The organism is Arthrobacter antioxidans, from assembly GCF_023100725.1.
Taxonomy (GTDB): Bacteria; Actinomycetota; Actinomycetes; order Actinomycetales; family Micrococcaceae; genus Arthrobacter_D; species Arthrobacter_D antioxidans.
Map to the genome: position 1 here is coordinate 330,881 of NZ_CP095501.1, position 15,565 is coordinate 346,445.

General features: G+C 71.3%; 11 protein-coding genes. 4 read left to right on the forward strand and 7 right to left on the reverse strand.

Annotation, left to right across the window (positions count from 1 at the left end):
- Nucleotides 1-3 precede the first annotated feature (3 nt).
- Nucleotides 4-264, reverse strand: coding sequence for a phosphoribosylformylglycinamidine synthase subunit PurS (gene purS, locus MWM45_RS01675; protein ID WP_104122380.1), 261 nt, complete (start codon nt 262-264; stop codon nt 4-6).
- Nucleotides 265-446: 182 nt separating this feature from the next.
- Here purS and MWM45_RS01680 point away from each other — a divergent pair, with 182 nt between their 5' ends.
- Entirely contained in the window at nt 447-941 is a 495-nt protein-coding gene (locus MWM45_RS01680) for a hypothetical protein (protein ID WP_247827858.1), read from the forward strand.
- Between the two features lie 43 nt (nt 942-984).
- On the opposite strand, the gene MWM45_RS01685 is transcribed toward MWM45_RS01680, so the two are convergent.
- Nucleotides 985-1,626 (reverse strand): SSI family serine proteinase inhibitor, encoded by a 642-nt coding sequence (locus MWM45_RS01685; RefSeq protein ID WP_247827859.1) that lies wholly within the window; start codon nt 1,624-1,626, stop codon nt 985-987.
- Between the two features lie 84 nt (nt 1,627-1,710).
- The gene (locus tag MWM45_RS01690; RefSeq protein WP_247827860.1) at nt 1,711-2,595 is read right to left on the reverse strand and encodes a 3-methyladenine DNA glycosylase; all 885 of its coding nucleotides are present in this window, start codon (nt 2,593-2,595) and stop codon (nt 1,711-1,713) included.
- 219 nt (nt 2,596-2,814) lie between these two features.
- Between MWM45_RS01690 and MWM45_RS01695 the strand changes: the two genes are divergently transcribed.
- The gene (locus tag MWM45_RS01695) at nt 2,815-5,952 is read left to right on the forward strand and encodes a S8 family peptidase (RefSeq protein WP_247827861.1); all 3,138 of its coding nucleotides are present in this window, start codon (nt 2,815-2,817) and stop codon (nt 5,950-5,952) included.
- Nucleotides 5,953-6,195: 243 nt separating this feature from the next.
- Here the strand turns inward: MWM45_RS01695 and MWM45_RS01700 are convergent, their stop codons facing one another.
- A complete protein-coding gene (locus MWM45_RS01700; RefSeq protein WP_043443154.1) occupies nt 6,196-7,485 on the reverse strand; it encodes an aspartate kinase in 1,290 nt (429 codons plus the stop codon).
- Between the two features lie 232 nt (nt 7,486-7,717).
- On the opposite strand from MWM45_RS01700, the gene MWM45_RS01705 reads away from it, so the two are divergent.
- Together MWM45_RS01705 and MWM45_RS01710 are read left to right on the forward strand one after the other, a co-directional pair.
- Complete coding sequence (locus MWM45_RS01705; protein WP_247827862.1) at nt 7,718-8,650, forward strand: ABC transporter ATP-binding protein; 933 nt, start codon at nt 7,718-7,720, stop codon at nt 8,648-8,650.
- On the forward strand, nt 8,647-9,786 hold the full coding sequence (locus tag MWM45_RS01710) for an ABC transporter permease (RefSeq protein WP_247827863.1): 1,140 nt from the start codon (nt 8,647-8,649) through the stop codon (nt 9,784-9,786). The genes MWM45_RS01705 and MWM45_RS01710 overlap by 4 nt, the downstream gene beginning before the upstream one ends.
- 24 nt (nt 9,787-9,810) lie before the next feature.
- Here the strand turns inward: MWM45_RS01710 and recR are convergent, their stop codons facing one another.
- The 3 genes from recR to gluQRS form a co-directional block, all read right to left on the reverse strand.
- Complete coding sequence (recR, locus tag MWM45_RS01715) at nt 9,811-10,407, reverse strand: recombination mediator RecR (protein WP_043443159.1); 597 nt, start codon at nt 10,405-10,407, stop codon at nt 9,811-9,813.
- 189 nt (nt 10,408-10,596) lie between these two features.
- Nucleotides 10,597-14,595 carry a DNA polymerase III subunit gamma and tau gene (locus MWM45_RS01720; protein ID WP_247827864.1) on the reverse strand — a complete coding sequence of 1,333 codons (3,999 nt, stop codon included), beginning with the start codon at nt 14,593-14,595 and terminating at the stop codon, nt 10,597-10,599.
- On the reverse strand, nt 14,592-15,545 hold the full coding sequence (gene gluQRS / locus MWM45_RS01725) for a tRNA glutamyl-Q(34) synthetase GluQRS (protein WP_247827865.1): 954 nt from the start codon (nt 15,543-15,545) through the stop codon (nt 14,592-14,594). The genes MWM45_RS01720 and gluQRS overlap by 4 nt, the downstream gene beginning before the upstream one ends.
- Between the last annotated feature and the right edge of the window lie 20 nt (nt 15,546-15,565).

The window sequence follows — 15,565 nt, forward strand, 5'->3', positions numbered from 1 at the left end:
CGGTCACTGGCCGTCCTCCTCGATGACCTCCACGCGGGTGACGTCCTCGATGACCGGGTTGGACAGCAGCGTGGTGGCGGCGTGGCGGGCCTGCTCGAGGATCTCCTCCGTGACATCACCGTCCACGGTCAGTTCGAAGCGCTTGCCCTGGCGGACGCCGGCGAAGCCGGTGAGCCCTATCCGGGGGAGCGCTCCGGCGATCGCCTTACCCTGCGGGTCGAGGATCTCGGGCTTGGGCATGACGTCGACAACGATCCGGGGCATCCGGCAACTCCTGTGCGTGAGCGGCAAGTGCTGGGGGTTCCAGCATTAAATGCAGTCGCCCGGGAGTGCCGTCTCACGCCGTATCGGGTGGATACCGGCGCTCCGCGAGCTTGCCGTCCAAGTCTAGCGGGCCTTCGCACGCCTCCTGCGCGCCCGGTGCCCCGTCCCGTAGGATGCCGGTCATGGCGGAGTCCCTCGAGGCGTGGACCGACTTCAATGTCGCCATGGTCGGGGCGACGGCGGCACTCGCCGGCCTGCTGATCGTGGCGATGTCGGTCAACATTTCCGCGATCGTGGCGTCGCCGGCACTCCCGGCCCGTGCCGCCGCCTCGATCGGCACCCTCACCCTGGCGATCGTGGTCGGCGCGATCGGACTCGTTCCCGGTCAGCCCGGCTGGGTCCACGGACTCGAGGTCCTCGTGGCGCTGGTGGTCGTGCTCGCTCTCGAGGTGCACGCCGTCCGCCTCATCACCGCCGAGAGCGGCCGGAAGCCCTCGGAACGCGTCGGGAAGATCGTCGCGGGGGCGCTCCCCCTCGGACCGTTCGTGGTGGGAGCCGCACTCCTGCTCGTCGGCGCGCCCGCGGCAGGGCTCGCCTGGCTCGCTGGGGGTTGCGTCCTCGCGATCGTCGGAGGGATCCTCTTCTCCTGGGTCGCCCTCGTCGAGGTGCTGCGCTGAGACCGCCGGTCGGCCGATTCCGGGGTGCAGCGTCCACCGGGCACTACTGCCCGCCCGGCGCCCCCAGCAGGTCCTGCACGCTGGTCCATCGCGAGATCTGGCAGCCGTCCGTCAGTGCGAACGCTCCCGCCACCGACGTCCCGTCGATCTCACCGGTGATGCTCCCGGTCTGCGGTCCGCCGTACTGCTGGGTGCAGACCACGTCCTTGTTGGGGCGCGCCGTGAAGAAGGCGGTCCCGAGGCGCGCGACGGTGGCGCACGCGGCGTCGGCGTTGGGATGCGTGGACGCCGGGCCGGAGACGCCGTCGACGCATTCGAGCACGTACTGCACGGGATCCGAGGAGGCGTCCTGCTGGACGGAGACGGTCAGCAGGGCGTTCGTCGAGGCCGCCGGCGGGGCCGTGGAAGCCGGTGGAGCGGAGGGCGCCGGGCTGGAGGGAGCGGAAGGCGCCGGGCTGGAGGGAGCGGAAGGCGCCGGGCTGGAGGGCGCTGGACCGGGCGCCGCGCTGTCATCGGGCGTGGGGGTGGAGGACTGCACGGAGGTCTCCTGATCGGTCGGTTCGGGTGCCGGCCCGCCCTGATCGCAGGCCGCGAGGGCGAGGGTGAGCGCCGCGAGGGGGATCAGGGCGCGCCGTGCGGCGGTGCGCGCACGGCCGGCGGTCGGCGTCGGATCGGTGCTGGTCATGGCGTCCCCTTCGGCTGGCTCCCCAGCGTAACGGCTGGCAGTAGCACAACGAGGGACGACGGAGAGGCGTCCCGCCCGGCGCGGCTAGGGAGTGTCCAGCGCGGCGTCGAGAAGACCGAGGAGCCGCGTCCGGAGGGCCTGCGACTCCTCGGCGAAGCCGCGTTGCAGCTGGACGTACTCCGCCTTGCCCTCGGCCGTCTCGATCGCGATGGGCGTGTAGCCCCAGTCCGCGAGGTCGTACGGTGAGGCCCGCATGTCCATGGTCCGGATCCGCCAGGACAGTTCGAAGCAGTCCATGACGATCTCGCTGGGCAGCAGCGGCGTGAGCTTGTATGCCCACTTGTACAGGTCCATGTTGGCGTGGAGGCAGCCCGGTTGCTCGAGGTCCCGCTGCGTCCGGCGCGTGGGCGCGTATTCGTTGAGGGGCACCGCTTCCGGGGTGTAGAAGCGGAAGGCGTCGAAGTGCGTGCAGCGGATGCGCGCGGAGTCGACGACGCCGTCGGTGCCGTCCGCTCCGAGGCGCAGCTGCAGGTACTCGTGGCGTACGCCGTTGACCGCCGACCGGTACGCCATCGCCCACTCGTGCAGGCCGAAGCACCCGAACTGTGCGGGCCGGGCCGCGGTCCGCGCGAGGATCAGCCGGGCGAAGTCGATCGCCTCGCGCCGCTCCGCGGCGAAGCGCCGGGCGTCCACCCGGACCCCGTCGTCGTCGGTGGCGTAGTACTTCCAGCCGACCCGCTCGAGCGCGGCCGGACCCGTCAGGACGACGGCGGCGCCCGGGTGCCAGCGCATGAGCTGGCCGGGTTTCTGGGTGTAGTAGGTGAAGAGGAAGTCCTCCACCGGATGTCTGGCGCCGTGCGATCGCCGCTCCAGGTAAGGCTCCGCGAAGCGGGCCACCCGCTCGTGGTGCTGCCGTTCGCGGTCCTGCCACTCCGCCTGGGGGAGACGGGTCAGGAGGCCGGCGCGCATTGTTCCATTATCACCCGGTCGGCCGCTCGTAAACATCCTGTGTAAATTCTGGGAAACACGGCCGAATGTCTCTGTTCAGGGTGTGTTGCCTCGGGTAAGTTTGTGCTCGCCGTGGCGTCTGTGAGCGTTATCACAGGGGTGGGGTCCCATACGGGAGACCACGGCATCGGGGGAACGGCTTCGGCTGGCCCGCACTTTCACGAGAGGCACTACCTTCCTATGACACAACGGAGAAATGCCGGGCAGGGGCGCACCAGCCTGCGCGCCGCCGCGGCGATCGTTCTGGGTCTGCCGCTACTGGTCTCATCAACGGCCGTGGCGCCGGCTGCCTTCGCGGCGCCGGTCCCGGCGACCTCGGTGACGCCGCAGAAGGCGCCCGCCAAGAACCTCGACCCGGCGCAGTACCCGGCCGGCAAGTACATCGTGGTCCTCGCCGACAAGCCGGTCGCCACCTACGAGGGCGGCGTGCAGGGCATCGCCCCGACGAAGCCCCAGCCGGGCAGCAAGCTCGACGCCAAGGCGCCGAACGTCCAGCAGTACTCGGCGTTCCTCGAGACCAAGCAGCAGGAGGTCGCCACCGCGGAGAGCGTCGAGATCGACCGCACCTACACGGCGGCCATCAACGGCTTCGCCGCGGACCTCAGCGCCGACCAGGCCATCGAACTCGCGAAGAGCGACAAGGTCCTCATGGTGGCACCGGACGTGGAGAACGCGCCGGACTACTCCACCATCGACTTCCTCGGCCTCAACGGCAACAAGGGGGCCTGGAAGACGCAGTTCGGCGGCGAGAAGAACGCGGGCAAGGGAACGGTCGTCGGCGTCATCGACACCGGCTATGCCCCCGACAACCCCTTCTTCGCCGGTAAGCCCGTCAAGCCCCTGAAGGGCAACGCCCAGCCCAAGGTCGGCGAGCCCTACCGCACTGCCGACGGCAAGATCGCCATGCTGAAGGCCGACGGCAGCACGTTCACCGGTGACTGCGAGGTCGGCCAGGACTTCGACGGCAGCCTCTGCAACTCGAAGGTCGTCGCAGCGCAGTACTTCGCCGAGGCCTTCGTCTCGACCGTGCCCGCCGCGAACCGCGCGCCCGAGGAAGTCCTCTCCCCGGTGGACATCGACAACCACGGCACGCACACCGCGAGCACCGCCGCCGGCAACGCAGGCATCACCCAGACCGTGGACGGCCGGAACTTCGGTGTCTCCTCCGGTGTGGCTCCCGAGGCGAAGATCTCGGTCTACAAGACCTGCTGGGAGGACGCGGACCCCAACACGGGCGGCTGCTACTCCTCCGCCTCGGTCGACGCCATCAACCAGGCCATCCTCGACGGCGTGGACGTGCTGAACTACTCGATCTCGGGCAGCACGACCACGACGACGGACCCCGTGTCCCTCGCCTTCCTCTCCGCCACCTCGGCGGGCATCTTCGTGGCAGCCTCCGCCGGCAACTCCGGCCCCACGGCCAGCACCGTGAACCACGGCGCCCCGTGGATGACCACGGTCGCCGCGAGCACCTTCAACTACGAACTGCAGGGCACCGCCGAATTCTCGGACGGCACCAAGTACCGCGGCGCGTCCATCATGCGTGCAGGCGTCCCCGCCAGCCCGGTCGTCCTCGCCGCGAACGCGGCGGCGGCCGGTGCGGTCAGCCCGAACCTGTGCGGCCCCAACACCCTGGACCCGGCGAAGGTCGCCGGCAAGATCGTGGTCTGCGACCGCGGCGTCGTCGACCGGACCGCGAAGAGCATCGAGGTCAAGCGCGGCGGCGGCGTGGGCATGATCCTCGTCAACGTCGTCGACTCCTCCACGGACACCGATCAGCACGTGATCCCCACGGTCCACGTCAACGCTCCCGAAGCCCTCGAGCTCAAGGCGAAGGTCGCGGCGAACCCGTCGATCACCGTCGCCCTGCAGCCCACGGACACCACGGGCAAGCCCCTGCCTCCTACCCCGCAGATCGCGGGATTCTCCTCCCGCGGCCCGCTGCTGGCCACTGATTCCGACCTGCTGAAGCCGGACATCACGGCTCCCGGCGTCGCCGTCCTCGCGGGCGTCTCCACGGTCGGGTCCAAGGGTGCGCAGTTCGGGTTCCTCTCGGGGACCTCGATGGCCTCGCCCCACGTCGCGGGCTTCGCCGCGCTGGTCCTCGGCAAGAACCCCGCCTGGTCCCCGGCCGCCGTGAAGTCGGCCATGATGACCACCGCCTACCCGCTGAAGACCGCCACCGGCGGCGTCGAGACCGACGTCCTCGCGGTGGGCGCCGGCCACATCAACCCGGCCACGGTCCTCAGCCCCGGACTGGTCTACGACCAGAGCGTGAACGACTACCTGGGCTTCATCCAGGGCACCGGCGCCCAGCTCGGCATCACGGGTGTCAAGCCCGTCGCCGCGAAGGACACCAACGTGCCGTCCTTCGCCCTCGGGAACCTGACCGGACGCATCGAGGTCACCCGCACGGTCACCGCCGTCACCCCCGGCCTGTACCGCGCGACCGCCAACGTCCCCGGGGTGAAGGTCACCGTCACGCCCGAGATCCTGAACTTCAGTGCAGCGGGCGAGAAGCGCACCTTCAAGGTCTCCTTCGAGAACCAGAGCGCGCCGTCCGGCAGGTTCGCGGCCGGGTCCCTGACCTGGTCCGGCCAGGGCAAGACCGTCACCTCCCCGGTGGCCGTCCGCCCGCAGGCCGTCAAGGCCCCGACCGAGGTGGCCTTCACCTCCCCGGGTCCTGACGGCAGCGGCACCTTCGACGTCACCTCGGGAACCAACACCCCGATCAAGATGACGCTCGACGGTCTGTCCAAGGCGGACTCCACGGCGATCGAACTCGCGGTCAACGCGGAGACCACCAAGGAGGTCACCGTTCCCGCGGGGGCCCCGGTGGCGAAGTTCTCCGTCCTGTCGAGCGACCCCGCGGCCGACTTCGACATGTTCATCGTCAACCCGAACAAGACGGTCACGCAGGTCGCGACCGCCGATGCCAGCGAGACGATCACGATCCCGAACCCGGCGCCGGGCACGTACCAGATCATCGCGAACCTGTACGCCAGCACCGACAACCGGTCGACCGCCGGCACCATCGACGCGGCGATCCTGAAGAGCAACGAGAACAATGCGACGCTGACGCCGAACCCGCTCGCCCTGGCGAACGGCAGCACGGGGAAGGTGAACCTCGCCTGGAAGGGTCTGGAACCCGGCTCCTACGTGGGTCGCGTCACCTACGCCGGCTCCTCGGCCGTGACCTACGTGTCGGTCGTCGTGAACGGTGCGGGGCAGGCCCAGGCCCAGCTGCCCACCGTCAGCCCTGCGGACAAGCTCCCCACGGGCCCGCGGGAAGCGATCACCCCCACCGGGAACAAGTAGCACCCACCGAATGACAAGCACCGAATAGCAAGCACCGAATGACAAGCACCGAATAGCAAGCACCGAATGACAGGCAGAAGGCCGGTGGATCACTGATCCACCGGCCTCCTCCATGTCCGGCGTCGTCCGCCGGCCTGCTTCATCCCACGCCCCGCGGTCGGGGAGCGGGACGGGTCGAACACTCCCGCTCCGCGCGGTCCTGGAGTGGGACGGACGCCCTGCGGCGGCCCCCGGGCGGTAGGTCTAGCGGCCCGTCCCGGCGTACACCGTGGCAGTGGCCTCGCCGTCGAGCTCGAACGCGGCATGCACCGCGCGCACCGCGGCGTCGAGCAGCTCCGCGCCGGTGACGACGGAGATGCGGATCTCCGACGTCGAGATCATGTCGATGTTCACGCCGGCGTCGGACAGGGCGCGGAAGAAGCGGTAGGAGACGCCGGGATTCGAGCGCATGCCGGCGCCGATGAGCGAGAGCTTGCCGATCTTCTCGTTGTAGTCGACCGATTCGAAGCCCACGCGGTCCTGCGCGGCGCCGAGTGCGGCGAGCGCCTCGGCGCCGTCGACGATCGGGAGGGTGAAGGAGATGTCCGTGCGGCCGGACCCGTGCGTGGAGACGTTCTGCACGATCATGTCGATGTTCGTGTTGGCGCCGGCGACGATCCCGAAGATCTCGGCCGCCTTGCCGGGGATGTCGGGCACGCCGACCACGGTGACCTTCGCTTCGGAGCGGTCGTGCGCGACGCCGGAGATGATGGGCTGTTCCAAGGGTTCTCCCTCTTGAATCTTGATCTGGTCGTCGGGGCTGGGGAGCACCCAGGTGCCCTCGTTGTGGCTGAAGGAGGATCGGACGTGCAGGGGGACGCCGAAGCGGCGCGCGTACTCGACGCAGCGCAGGTGCAGGATCTTGGCCCCCGACGCCGCCATCTCGAGCATCTCCTCGCTCGAGATGGTGTCGATCTTCTGCGCGGACGGGACCACCCGGGGATCGGCGGTGTAGACGCCGTCGACGTCCGTGTAGATCTCGCAGACGTCCGCGTCGAGCGCGGCGGCGAGGGCGACGGCGGTGGTGTCCGATCCGCCGCGGCCGAGGGTCGTGATGTCGTTGCTGTCACGGCTCATGCCCTGGAAACCGGCGACGATCGCGACGTCGCCCTTCTCGATGGCCGTCCGGATGCGGTGCGGCGAGACGTCGATGATCCTCGCCTTGCCGTGGATGGCGTCCGTGATCATGCCCGCCTGGCTACCCGTGAAGGACTGCGCGGACGCGCCGGTCGCGTGGATCGCCATCGCCAGGAGGGCCATGGAGATGCGTTCGCCTGCGCTCAGGAGCATGTCCATCTCGCGGGCGTCCGACGACGTCGGGCTCACCTGCCCGGCGAGGTCCAGCAGTTCGTCCGTGCTGTCGCCCATCGCGGACACGACGACGACCACCTGGTGGCCCGCAGCCTGGGTGTCGACGACCCGCCGTGCGACGCGCTTGATCCCATCGGCGTCGGCCACCGACGATCCGCCGAATTTCTGGACTATGAGGCTCATGCACTCGCTCACTGACGAAGGAGGACGGCGGCGTCAGCCGGCCGTGCTTGCTGTGACGGGCGGCAGCGTCGGCGCCTGAGGGAGCGGGGGACCGGGATCCTACGCCCGTGCCAGTGTAGCGGCGGGGGAATCGTCCGCTCAAAGTCGGGGTCGGAATAAGAACCTGCGGGTGCCTCACGATTCCCGTGCCGCAGTCCGGTCCAAATGCTCCCGCGTCGCCTAATCTCGGAGCATGACCAACGAATATGGGGGAATCGTCGTCGAGGGGGTCGCGCGGAGCTTCGGCTCGGTGCAGGCCGTCCGCGACATCGATTTCGAGGCTCCGCCCGGGGAAGTGACCGCCCTGATCGGTCCCAACGGCTCCGGCAAGACGACCCTGCTGCTGATGATGGCGAGCCTGCTGGCTCCCGATCTCGGCGCCATCCGTGTGGCGGGCTTCGATCCCGTCGCGCAGCCCAAAGAGGTGCGGAGCAGGGTGGGCTGGATGCCGGACACCCTGGGCGCGTGGGAGTCGCTGACCGCCCAGGAGGTGCTGACGACGATCGGCGCGCTCTACGGGATGGGCCCCGCGGTGCGGACGCGGCGGGCCGACGAACTGCTGGCGGCCGTGAAGCTCACCGACTTCGGCCATCAGCCGGCCCGTGTCCTCTCCCGCGGTCAGCAGCAGCGGCTCAGCCTGGCCCGCGCCCTGATCCACGACCCCCAGGTCCTGCTCCTGGACGAGCCGGCGTCGGGCCTCGATCCCGGCTCGCGGGTGGATCTGCGGTCGCTCCTGCGCTCCCTCGCCGCCGAGGGCAAGACCGTCGTGGTCTCGAGCCATGTGCTGTCGGAGCTCGACGAGATCGCCGACCGCGCCGTCTTCGTCAGCCGCGGCGAGTCGGTGAAGAGCCAGACGCTCGACGAGGCGGGTGGACAGATCCGCCGTTACTACATCCAGGCCGAGCCGATGACCGCGCTCGCCACTGCCCTGCAGAGCCACGGCGTGCGCTTCGAGACGCGCCGCGACTCGCGGCGCGAGGAGTTCCTCGTCCAGCTCGGCAGCACCGCGGAGGCCTCCTGGCTGCTGCGCACCCTGGTGATGGCCGACGTCGTCGTCACCGCCTTCGCACCCGCCGGCGGTGCGCTCGAAGAAACCTACATGAGCCTCGATACGGACAGACGATGAGCACAGCGACCGAACCCTCGACCCCCCACCCCGTCCGTCCGTCGACCTCCCTGCCGTTCCGGACCGCGGTCCGCACCGTGTTCACCCTCGAGATGAAGCAGCGACTCCGGGGCAGGGGCTGGTACTGGATGCTCGGCACCTGGTTCGTGGTGGTCGGCTTCATCTTCGTCCTCGCCCTCGGCGTGATCGGGGCCACCGACAACGAGGGCGGGATCCTCTTCGACCTGATCGTCGGCTTCGTCCTGTTCTTCGGACTCCTCGTCTCGCCCGGGCTGTCGGCGAACGCCATCAATGGTGACCGCGCGGGCGGCACCCTCGCGATCCTCCAGGTCACCCTGCTGACGCCGGGGCAGCTGCTCGCGGGGAAGTGGCTGGCCTCATGGGTGGGTTCCCTCGCGTTCCTCGTCCTCAGCAGCCCCTTCATCCTCTGGGCGCTCGCCCTCGGCGGCGTCGACGGCCAGGAGGCGGTGGTCTCGCTCCTGATGCTCGCGGTGGAACTCGGCGTCGTCTGCGCGATCGGCGTGGGCGTCTCGGCGCTCGCCAACCGGCCCCTCTTCTCCATCGTCAGCACCTACATGGTGGTGGCGCTGCTGGCCATCGGCACGGTGATCGTCTTCGGGCTGAGTACCCTGCTGGTGATGGAGGAGCGGACGGTCACGTCGTCCTACTACAACTACCCGGAGGGCAGCTTCGACAGCATGGGCGCTCCCGAGCCGGGGGCCGAGCTGGAGTGCGTCACGCAGACCTACCGGGCGGAGCTGCCCAATACGCAGTACATCACCTGGATCCTGGCCGCGAACCCGTTCGTGGTGGTGGCCGACGCCGTGCCCTACAGTGTCGAGGACCTGCCGGAGCCGGAGACGCCGGGGGCCTTGGGTCCCGCCGACGGACCGTACTACACGCCGGGCGTCATGGAGACGATCAGCCAGGGCGTGCGCTCGGCGCAGGCCGGACCCGACACCGATCAGACGTGCGAGGAGGCAACCCGGGCTCTTCGACCGCTCCCGCAGGAGACGCCGATCTGGCCGCTCGGGCTGGGGATCCAGCTGGCCCTGGCGGCAGGACTCCTCCTGGCCGCCCGCCGGAAGCTGACGATGCCGGCCCGGCGCCTCGCGCGGGGGACCCGCATCGCCTAGGGGTCCCTCCGGGGGCCGATCGCGTCAGGACATGACGCGGCGGCCCTCGAAGGCCCGGCCGAGGGTCACCTCGTCCGCGTACTCCAGATCGCCGCCGACCGGGAGGCCCGACGCGAGGCGCGTGACGGGGATGCCGATGGTCTTGAGCATCCGCACCAGGTAGGTCGCCGTCGCTTCACCCTCCAGGTTCGGATCGGTGGCGATGATGATCTCCTGGATCTGCGCGTCCGACAGGCGGGCAAGCAGTTCGCGGATGCGCAGCTGGTCGGGCCCTACGCCCGCGATGGGATTGATGGCGCCCCCGAGCACGTGGTACCTGCCGCGGAACGAGCGCGTGCGTTCGACGGCGATCACGTCCTTCGATTCCTCGACGACGCAGATCATGGTGGCATCCCGGCGTGGATCGCGGCAGATGGCGCACTGTTCCTGCTCGGCGACGTTGCCGCAGACGGTGCAGAACTTCACGCGTTCCTTGACCGTGGTGATCGCGGTGACCAGGCGCTGCATGTCCTCGCCGTCCGCTTCGAGGATGTGGAACGCGAGGCGCTGGGCCGACTTCGGGCCCACCCCGGGCAGGCGTCCGAGCTCGTCGATAAGCTCCTGCACTGCGCCTTCGTACACGGTGTGTCCTCTTCTGCCGGTGGTGATGGTGCCGGTGTCCCGGTGCCGGGGGCGTGGTCCACCCCTTCCCGCTGCGCCAGCGGGAAGAAGCGTACCCTCCATTGTCCGCCCTGCCGCCCCGGCGGCGTGCCCGGAGGGCGGCCGCGGCGTTACGCCCTGAGCGTGGGCGGTCCCGACGTCGGGCGCCCGCTACTGGCCGTCGAGGCTGCGTTCCTCGATGAGGCGCCCGTTGAGGATGCGCTCGATCGCGGTCCGTCCCACGAGTCCCGATTCCTCGACGGTCTCGTCGTCCGCACTGGGCTCGTCCTCCACGAAGCGGAGATCGACCGCGCCCCGTGCCGCGGCTGCCTCCTCGGCGCGCTTCCGTTCGGCGGCGTCGAGCAGCTGCTGGTAGCGGCTGACGGGCTTCTGCCGGACGTCGCCGGCCGCGACCGGGCGGTCCGGTCCCGTGCCGGCGGGCGACGCCGTGGCCGGTGCCGCCGTGTCGGGTGCGGACGTCGGGGCGCCGGCGACGGCGGGGCCGGGCGCCGCGAAGCGGGGCACGACCGGCGTCCTGGGCTGGACGGGAGCCGTGGTGCGTGCAGCGGGTGACGGGTGTGCCGTCTCCGCAGCGGTGCCGCCCGGAGGCGTCGGTGGCTTCGCCCGGTCGTCGTCGGCTGCTGGTGGCGTGGCAGCGCCCGGCGGACTCCAGACGACGGATCGGGACGCCACCGGCGCGGTGGACGGATTCGTCGCAACTCCCCCCGGTGTGGCGCGCGGGCCGGGCGCGGATGGGCCCTGGGACAGCGGCGCACGCTGGGAGCGCTGCGGGTCCGCGCCCCGGGCGCTCGCCGTATCGGGTGCGGGTGTCGGGGCCGAGGGCCGCTGGGTTCCTCCGGCCCCGCGTGGTGCTGCGGCGCCGCGGTCATAGGGATCCTCCGGGACGGAGCCCCAGCCCGGCCCGGGATCGAAGGCTTCCTCGGGAGGCTCGACGAGGGCCCAGGAGTCGTCGGACATGGAGGGGTCCCAGGCGCTGACCGCCTCCGCACCGGCCTGCGCCGACCCGGACGCGGCCCCCGATGCCGAGCGCTCGGCCGGACGGGCACCGCGGGTGGCAGCCTCGATCGGCGCCGCTTCCTTCGCGCGGTTCGGAGGGGTGGCCCCACCGGTGGCCCAGCGCGCTGCAGGTGCGGCAGTGGAGGTCGTGGTGCCGGGACGGTCTGGGTCCGTGACCGGCGTCGGGCGGGTGGAGGCCTGCACGGCCGGCCGCGCTGGAGGCGGGGGATTCCGGTCCGGGCGGACGGCACCCTCGGCTCCCTCGGCAGCGGTCGTGCCCTCGGCGTCCGGGGCGGTCGCGCGGTCCGGGCCTGCGGCGTGGCCCGTGTCCGGCCGGGCTGCCGATGCAGCAGCAGGGATCACGCCACCGGCAGGGCCGGCGGTCGGCGTCGGGCCGGAGAACGGATCGCCGGCCGGTCCCGCCGGGGCGCCTACCGCCCCCGCGTCGAGGTGGCCGGCCGGGTCGGGGGTGCCGGTGGATCGATCGGGTGCCGCACCATCTGGTGACGGCGCAGCAGGAGCGGCCCCGGCCTCCCGCGGCGCAGGGTGCGGCGACGACGACGTCGGAGTGCCGGCTTCGGCGTCGTGCGGCGCAGGGCCCGTGGGCGACGACGCTCCCGGTCCCGCGTTCCCTGCGGTTCCTGTGTCCGTCGACGGTCGAGTGCCCTCCCGAGGTGCGGGCGGATTGCTCCCGTGACCTGGCGTGGAGGAAGCAGGGCTCGGGCTGCTACCCGGGCCCGCCGTGCGGGCCGGTACTTTTGGGCCCGACTCACCCGACCCGCCGGCGTCATGGACCGCTTCGATGGAGCAGGTGAGGCCGAGGACCTTGTGGATCGCCTGCTTCAGGTTGTCCATGTGGGGCCCGCGCTGGAACCCGATGGCGTTGCCCTGGTTCACGAACGCGAGGACCAGCTGGTTGCCCTCGAAAGACCGGGGCTTGGCCGAGACGTTCACGATGAGCCAGGTGGCGCGTTTGATGTGCGCGACCTCGTCCATGATCTCGGGCCAGGCACGTCGGATCATCTCGATGTTGCCGCCGGATGCAGCGGGTTGCCCCTGCTGGCCCTGGTCGGGCCGCCGGGATTCCTGCTGCGGTGCCGGACCGCCCGGGGTCGGCGCAGGATGCTGCGAGGACGAGTGGTGGTCCCGTGTCGCGTCGGGCTGCCGGGCGGCTTCGGTAGGAGGCTGCGGCCCGCCGCCGGTCTTCGGCTGCCGGCCGGGATCGGCACTGGGCTGCTGTCCGGGCGCGCTGTCGGGCTGCTGGCCCTGCCGGTTCTCCGGGCCCGACGATCGCGGAGCCTGATCACCCTCGCGCCGCGGACCACCATCGACGGAGGAGGCCGGTTCCGCGGGGCCCGCCCCTGACGGCGCGCCCGGTCGATCGGGCCTGCGCTCGTCTGCAGCCGGGTGTTCCTCGCGGTCGTCGGCACTCGCCGGCACGCCCGGCGCCGGGGCGCCGAGCATCGGGGTCGCGTCGGTGGTCGCTGCTTCGCCGGAGGCATCCGGAGCTCCTGCGGCATCCGGAACGACTGCCGTGCCCGGAGTGTCGGGAGTGTCCGGTCGGTTCGGAGCATCTGCCGCACCGGGCACGCCTGGCACACCTGCCGCGGGGGCCCCCGGCGTGCCGGGCCCGCCCGGAGCACTTGCCGCGGGGCGCTCCGCCGTCTTCGCCTCGGATGCCGGATCGGCGAAGGCAGTGGGGGTGGAGACACCCCAGTTGCCACCCCAGTCGGGCGAGGAGTCCGCCGCAGGAGTCCCGGGCTGCCGGTCACGGGCCGCGGCGGGGATGGCGGGGGACTGCGCGCCCGGAGCGGCTGCGGGCACTGCGGGAGCGGCCGGGTCGGCGACGGGCAGCGACCAGCGGGCGGCTGCCTCCTCGGCGGTCCGGGGGACGCCGTCGAGCCGCGGACGCGGAGGCTTCGGAGGCTCCGCCACGGCGTCGGGGGTGGGCGCGGCGGCGGGTTCGCTGCCGGCGGTGGGTGTCCCGGCGGCGTACTCGAGGCGACGCTCGATGCGGTCCACCCGGGCGAGCGTGCCGCGTACCGAGGCATCCGCCGCCGGGAGCAGCAGGCGTGCGCACAGCAGTTCGAGGTGCAGTCGCGGCGACGTGGCGCCGGTCATCTCGTTCAAGGCGGCATTGGTGACGTCGGCGGCGCGGGACAGCTCGCCGGCGCCGAGCTGGTTCGCCTGCGTGCGCATGCGGTTCAGCTGGTCGTCGGGGACGCCGCGCAGGATGGATGCGGCGCCCTCGGGGACCGCGTTGATGACGATCAGGTCGCGGAACCGCTCCAGCAGGTCCTCCACGAAGCGCCGGGGGTCGTGCCCGGTCTGGATCACGCGGTCCACGGCGTTGAACACCGTTGCGGCGTCGCCGGCGGCCACGGAGTCGACGACGTCGTCGAGCAGGGTCGCGTGCGTGTAGCCGAGGAGCGAGACGGCGAGCTCGTAGTCGAGCCCGGACTCGTTCGCGCCGGCCATGAGCTGGTCGAGTACGGAGAGGGAGTCGCGGACGGATCCGCCGCCGGCACGGACCACGAGCGAGAGGACTCCGGGGGCCACCGGCACGTTCTCCTGCCGGCACAGCAGCTCGAGGTAGGCCATGAGGGGTTCGGGCGGGACGAGCCGGAACGGGTAGTGGTGCGTTCGTGACCGGATGGTGCCGATCACCTTGTCCGGCTCGGTGGTCGCGAAGATGAACAGGATGTGCTCCGGCGGTTCCTCCACGATCTTCAGCAGTGCGTTGAAGCCCGCCGAGGTGACCATGTGGGCCTCATCGATGATGAAGATCTTGAACCGGTCCCGGACGGGGGCGAAGGTGGCGCGCTCGCGGAGATCGCGGGCGTCGTCGACGCCGCCGTGGCTCGCGGCGTCGATCTCGATGACGTCCAGGCTGCCCGAGCCGTTCCGGGCGAGTTCGACGCAGCTGTCGCAGACACCGCACGGTGTGGAGGTGGGGCCCTGCGCGCAGTTGAGGCAGCGGGCGAGGATCCGCGCCGAGGTGGTCTTGCCGCAGCCGCGGGGCCCGGAGAACAGGTAGGCGTGGTTGATGCGGTCCTTGTCGATGGCCGCCATCAGGGGTTCGGTGACATGCTCCTGGCCGATGACGTCCGCGAAGGTCTCGGGACGGTAGCGGCGGTAGAGGGCTGTACTCACGGATGAACCTTATCGGTTGGTGCTGACGGTTTGCATGCCGGTCCGGCGGTGGTGGGGAACAGGACGGCGGGGTCGACCACCCAGGGGTGGCGCGGCAGTCGCCCCGGATCGAACACCGCGAGGGCCGCGTCCAGACTCCCGCCGGGAAGACCGAGCGAGGCCAGGATCGTGTCCAGGACCGCAGCCGCGGACCAGCCCTGTCCGGCAAGGTCCTCCAGTGTCACAGCGCCGTCGCGCTTTGCCAAGCGGCGGCCCTCGGCCGTCACCGCCAGGGGGACGTGCGCGTACGTGGGCACCGGGAGGCCGAGGAGGGAGGCGAGGTAGGCCTGCCGCGGGGCCGAGTCGAGGAGGTCCTCGCCCCGCACCACCTGGTCGATGCCCTGGGCGGCGTCGTCGACCACGACGGCGAGGTTGTAGGCGATCACGCCGTCGTTCCTCCGCAGCACGACGTCGTCCACCGGAGCCGTGACGCGGCCGGCGAGCAGGTCCTCGACGGTCCAGCCCTCGACGGCGGAGCGCAGCCTCAGCGCCGGGCTGCGCTCGAGCCGGCGTCGTGCCCGCTCGTCCTCCCCGAGGGCGCGGCAGGTGCCGGGGTAGAAGCCGGGCCGGCCGTGCGGGGCGCTCGCGGCGTCCGCGATGTCGCGCCGCGTGCAGAAGCACTCGTAGGCGAGGTCCTGGGTGATGAGCCGCTCCAGCGCCTCGGCGTACCGGGCTGTGTGACCGCTCTGGCGCAGGACCGGCTCGTCGGAGGCGAGGCCCAGTGCCGCCAGTTCGGCGAGCTGCTCCGCCTCGGCGCCGGCGCGGACACGGTCCAGGTCCTCCACCCGGATCAGGAACCGGCGTCCGGTGGAGCGGGCGAAGAGCCACGCGAGGACGGCCGTGCGGAGGTTGCCGACGTGCAGCCGGCCGGAGGGGCTCGGGGCGAAGCGGCCGGCGCCCGTGTCTGCCACCGTGGAACCTCCCGCTGCCC

Coding starts and splice junctions, on each gene's coding strand:
- MWM45_RS01680 (WP_247827858.1), top strand. CDS start 447: ATGGCGGAGTCCCTCGAGGCGTGGACCGACTTCAATGTCGCCATGGTC.
- purS (WP_104122380.1), bottom strand. CDS start 264: ATGCCCCGGATCGTTGTCGACGTCATGCCCAAGCCCGAGATCCTCGAC.
- MWM45_RS01685 (WP_247827859.1), bottom strand. CDS start 1,626: ATGACCAGCACCGATCCGACGCCGACCGCCGGCCGTGCGCGCACCGCC.
- MWM45_RS01690 (WP_247827860.1), bottom strand. CDS start 2,595: ATGCGCGCCGGCCTCCTGACCCGTCTCCCCCAGGCGGAGTGGCAGGAC.
- MWM45_RS01700 (WP_043443154.1), bottom strand. CDS start 7,485: ATGAGCCTCATAGTCCAGAAATTCGGCGGATCGTCGGTGGCCGACGCC.
- MWM45_RS01705 (WP_247827862.1), top strand. CDS start 7,718: ATGACCAACGAATATGGGGGAATCGTCGTCGAGGGGGTCGCGCGGAGC.
- MWM45_RS01710 (WP_247827863.1), top strand. CDS start 8,647: ATGAGCACAGCGACCGAACCCTCGACCCCCCACCCCGTCCGTCCGTCG.
- MWM45_RS01695 (WP_247827861.1), top strand. CDS start 2,815: ATGACACAACGGAGAAATGCCGGGCAGGGGCGCACCAGCCTGCGCGCC.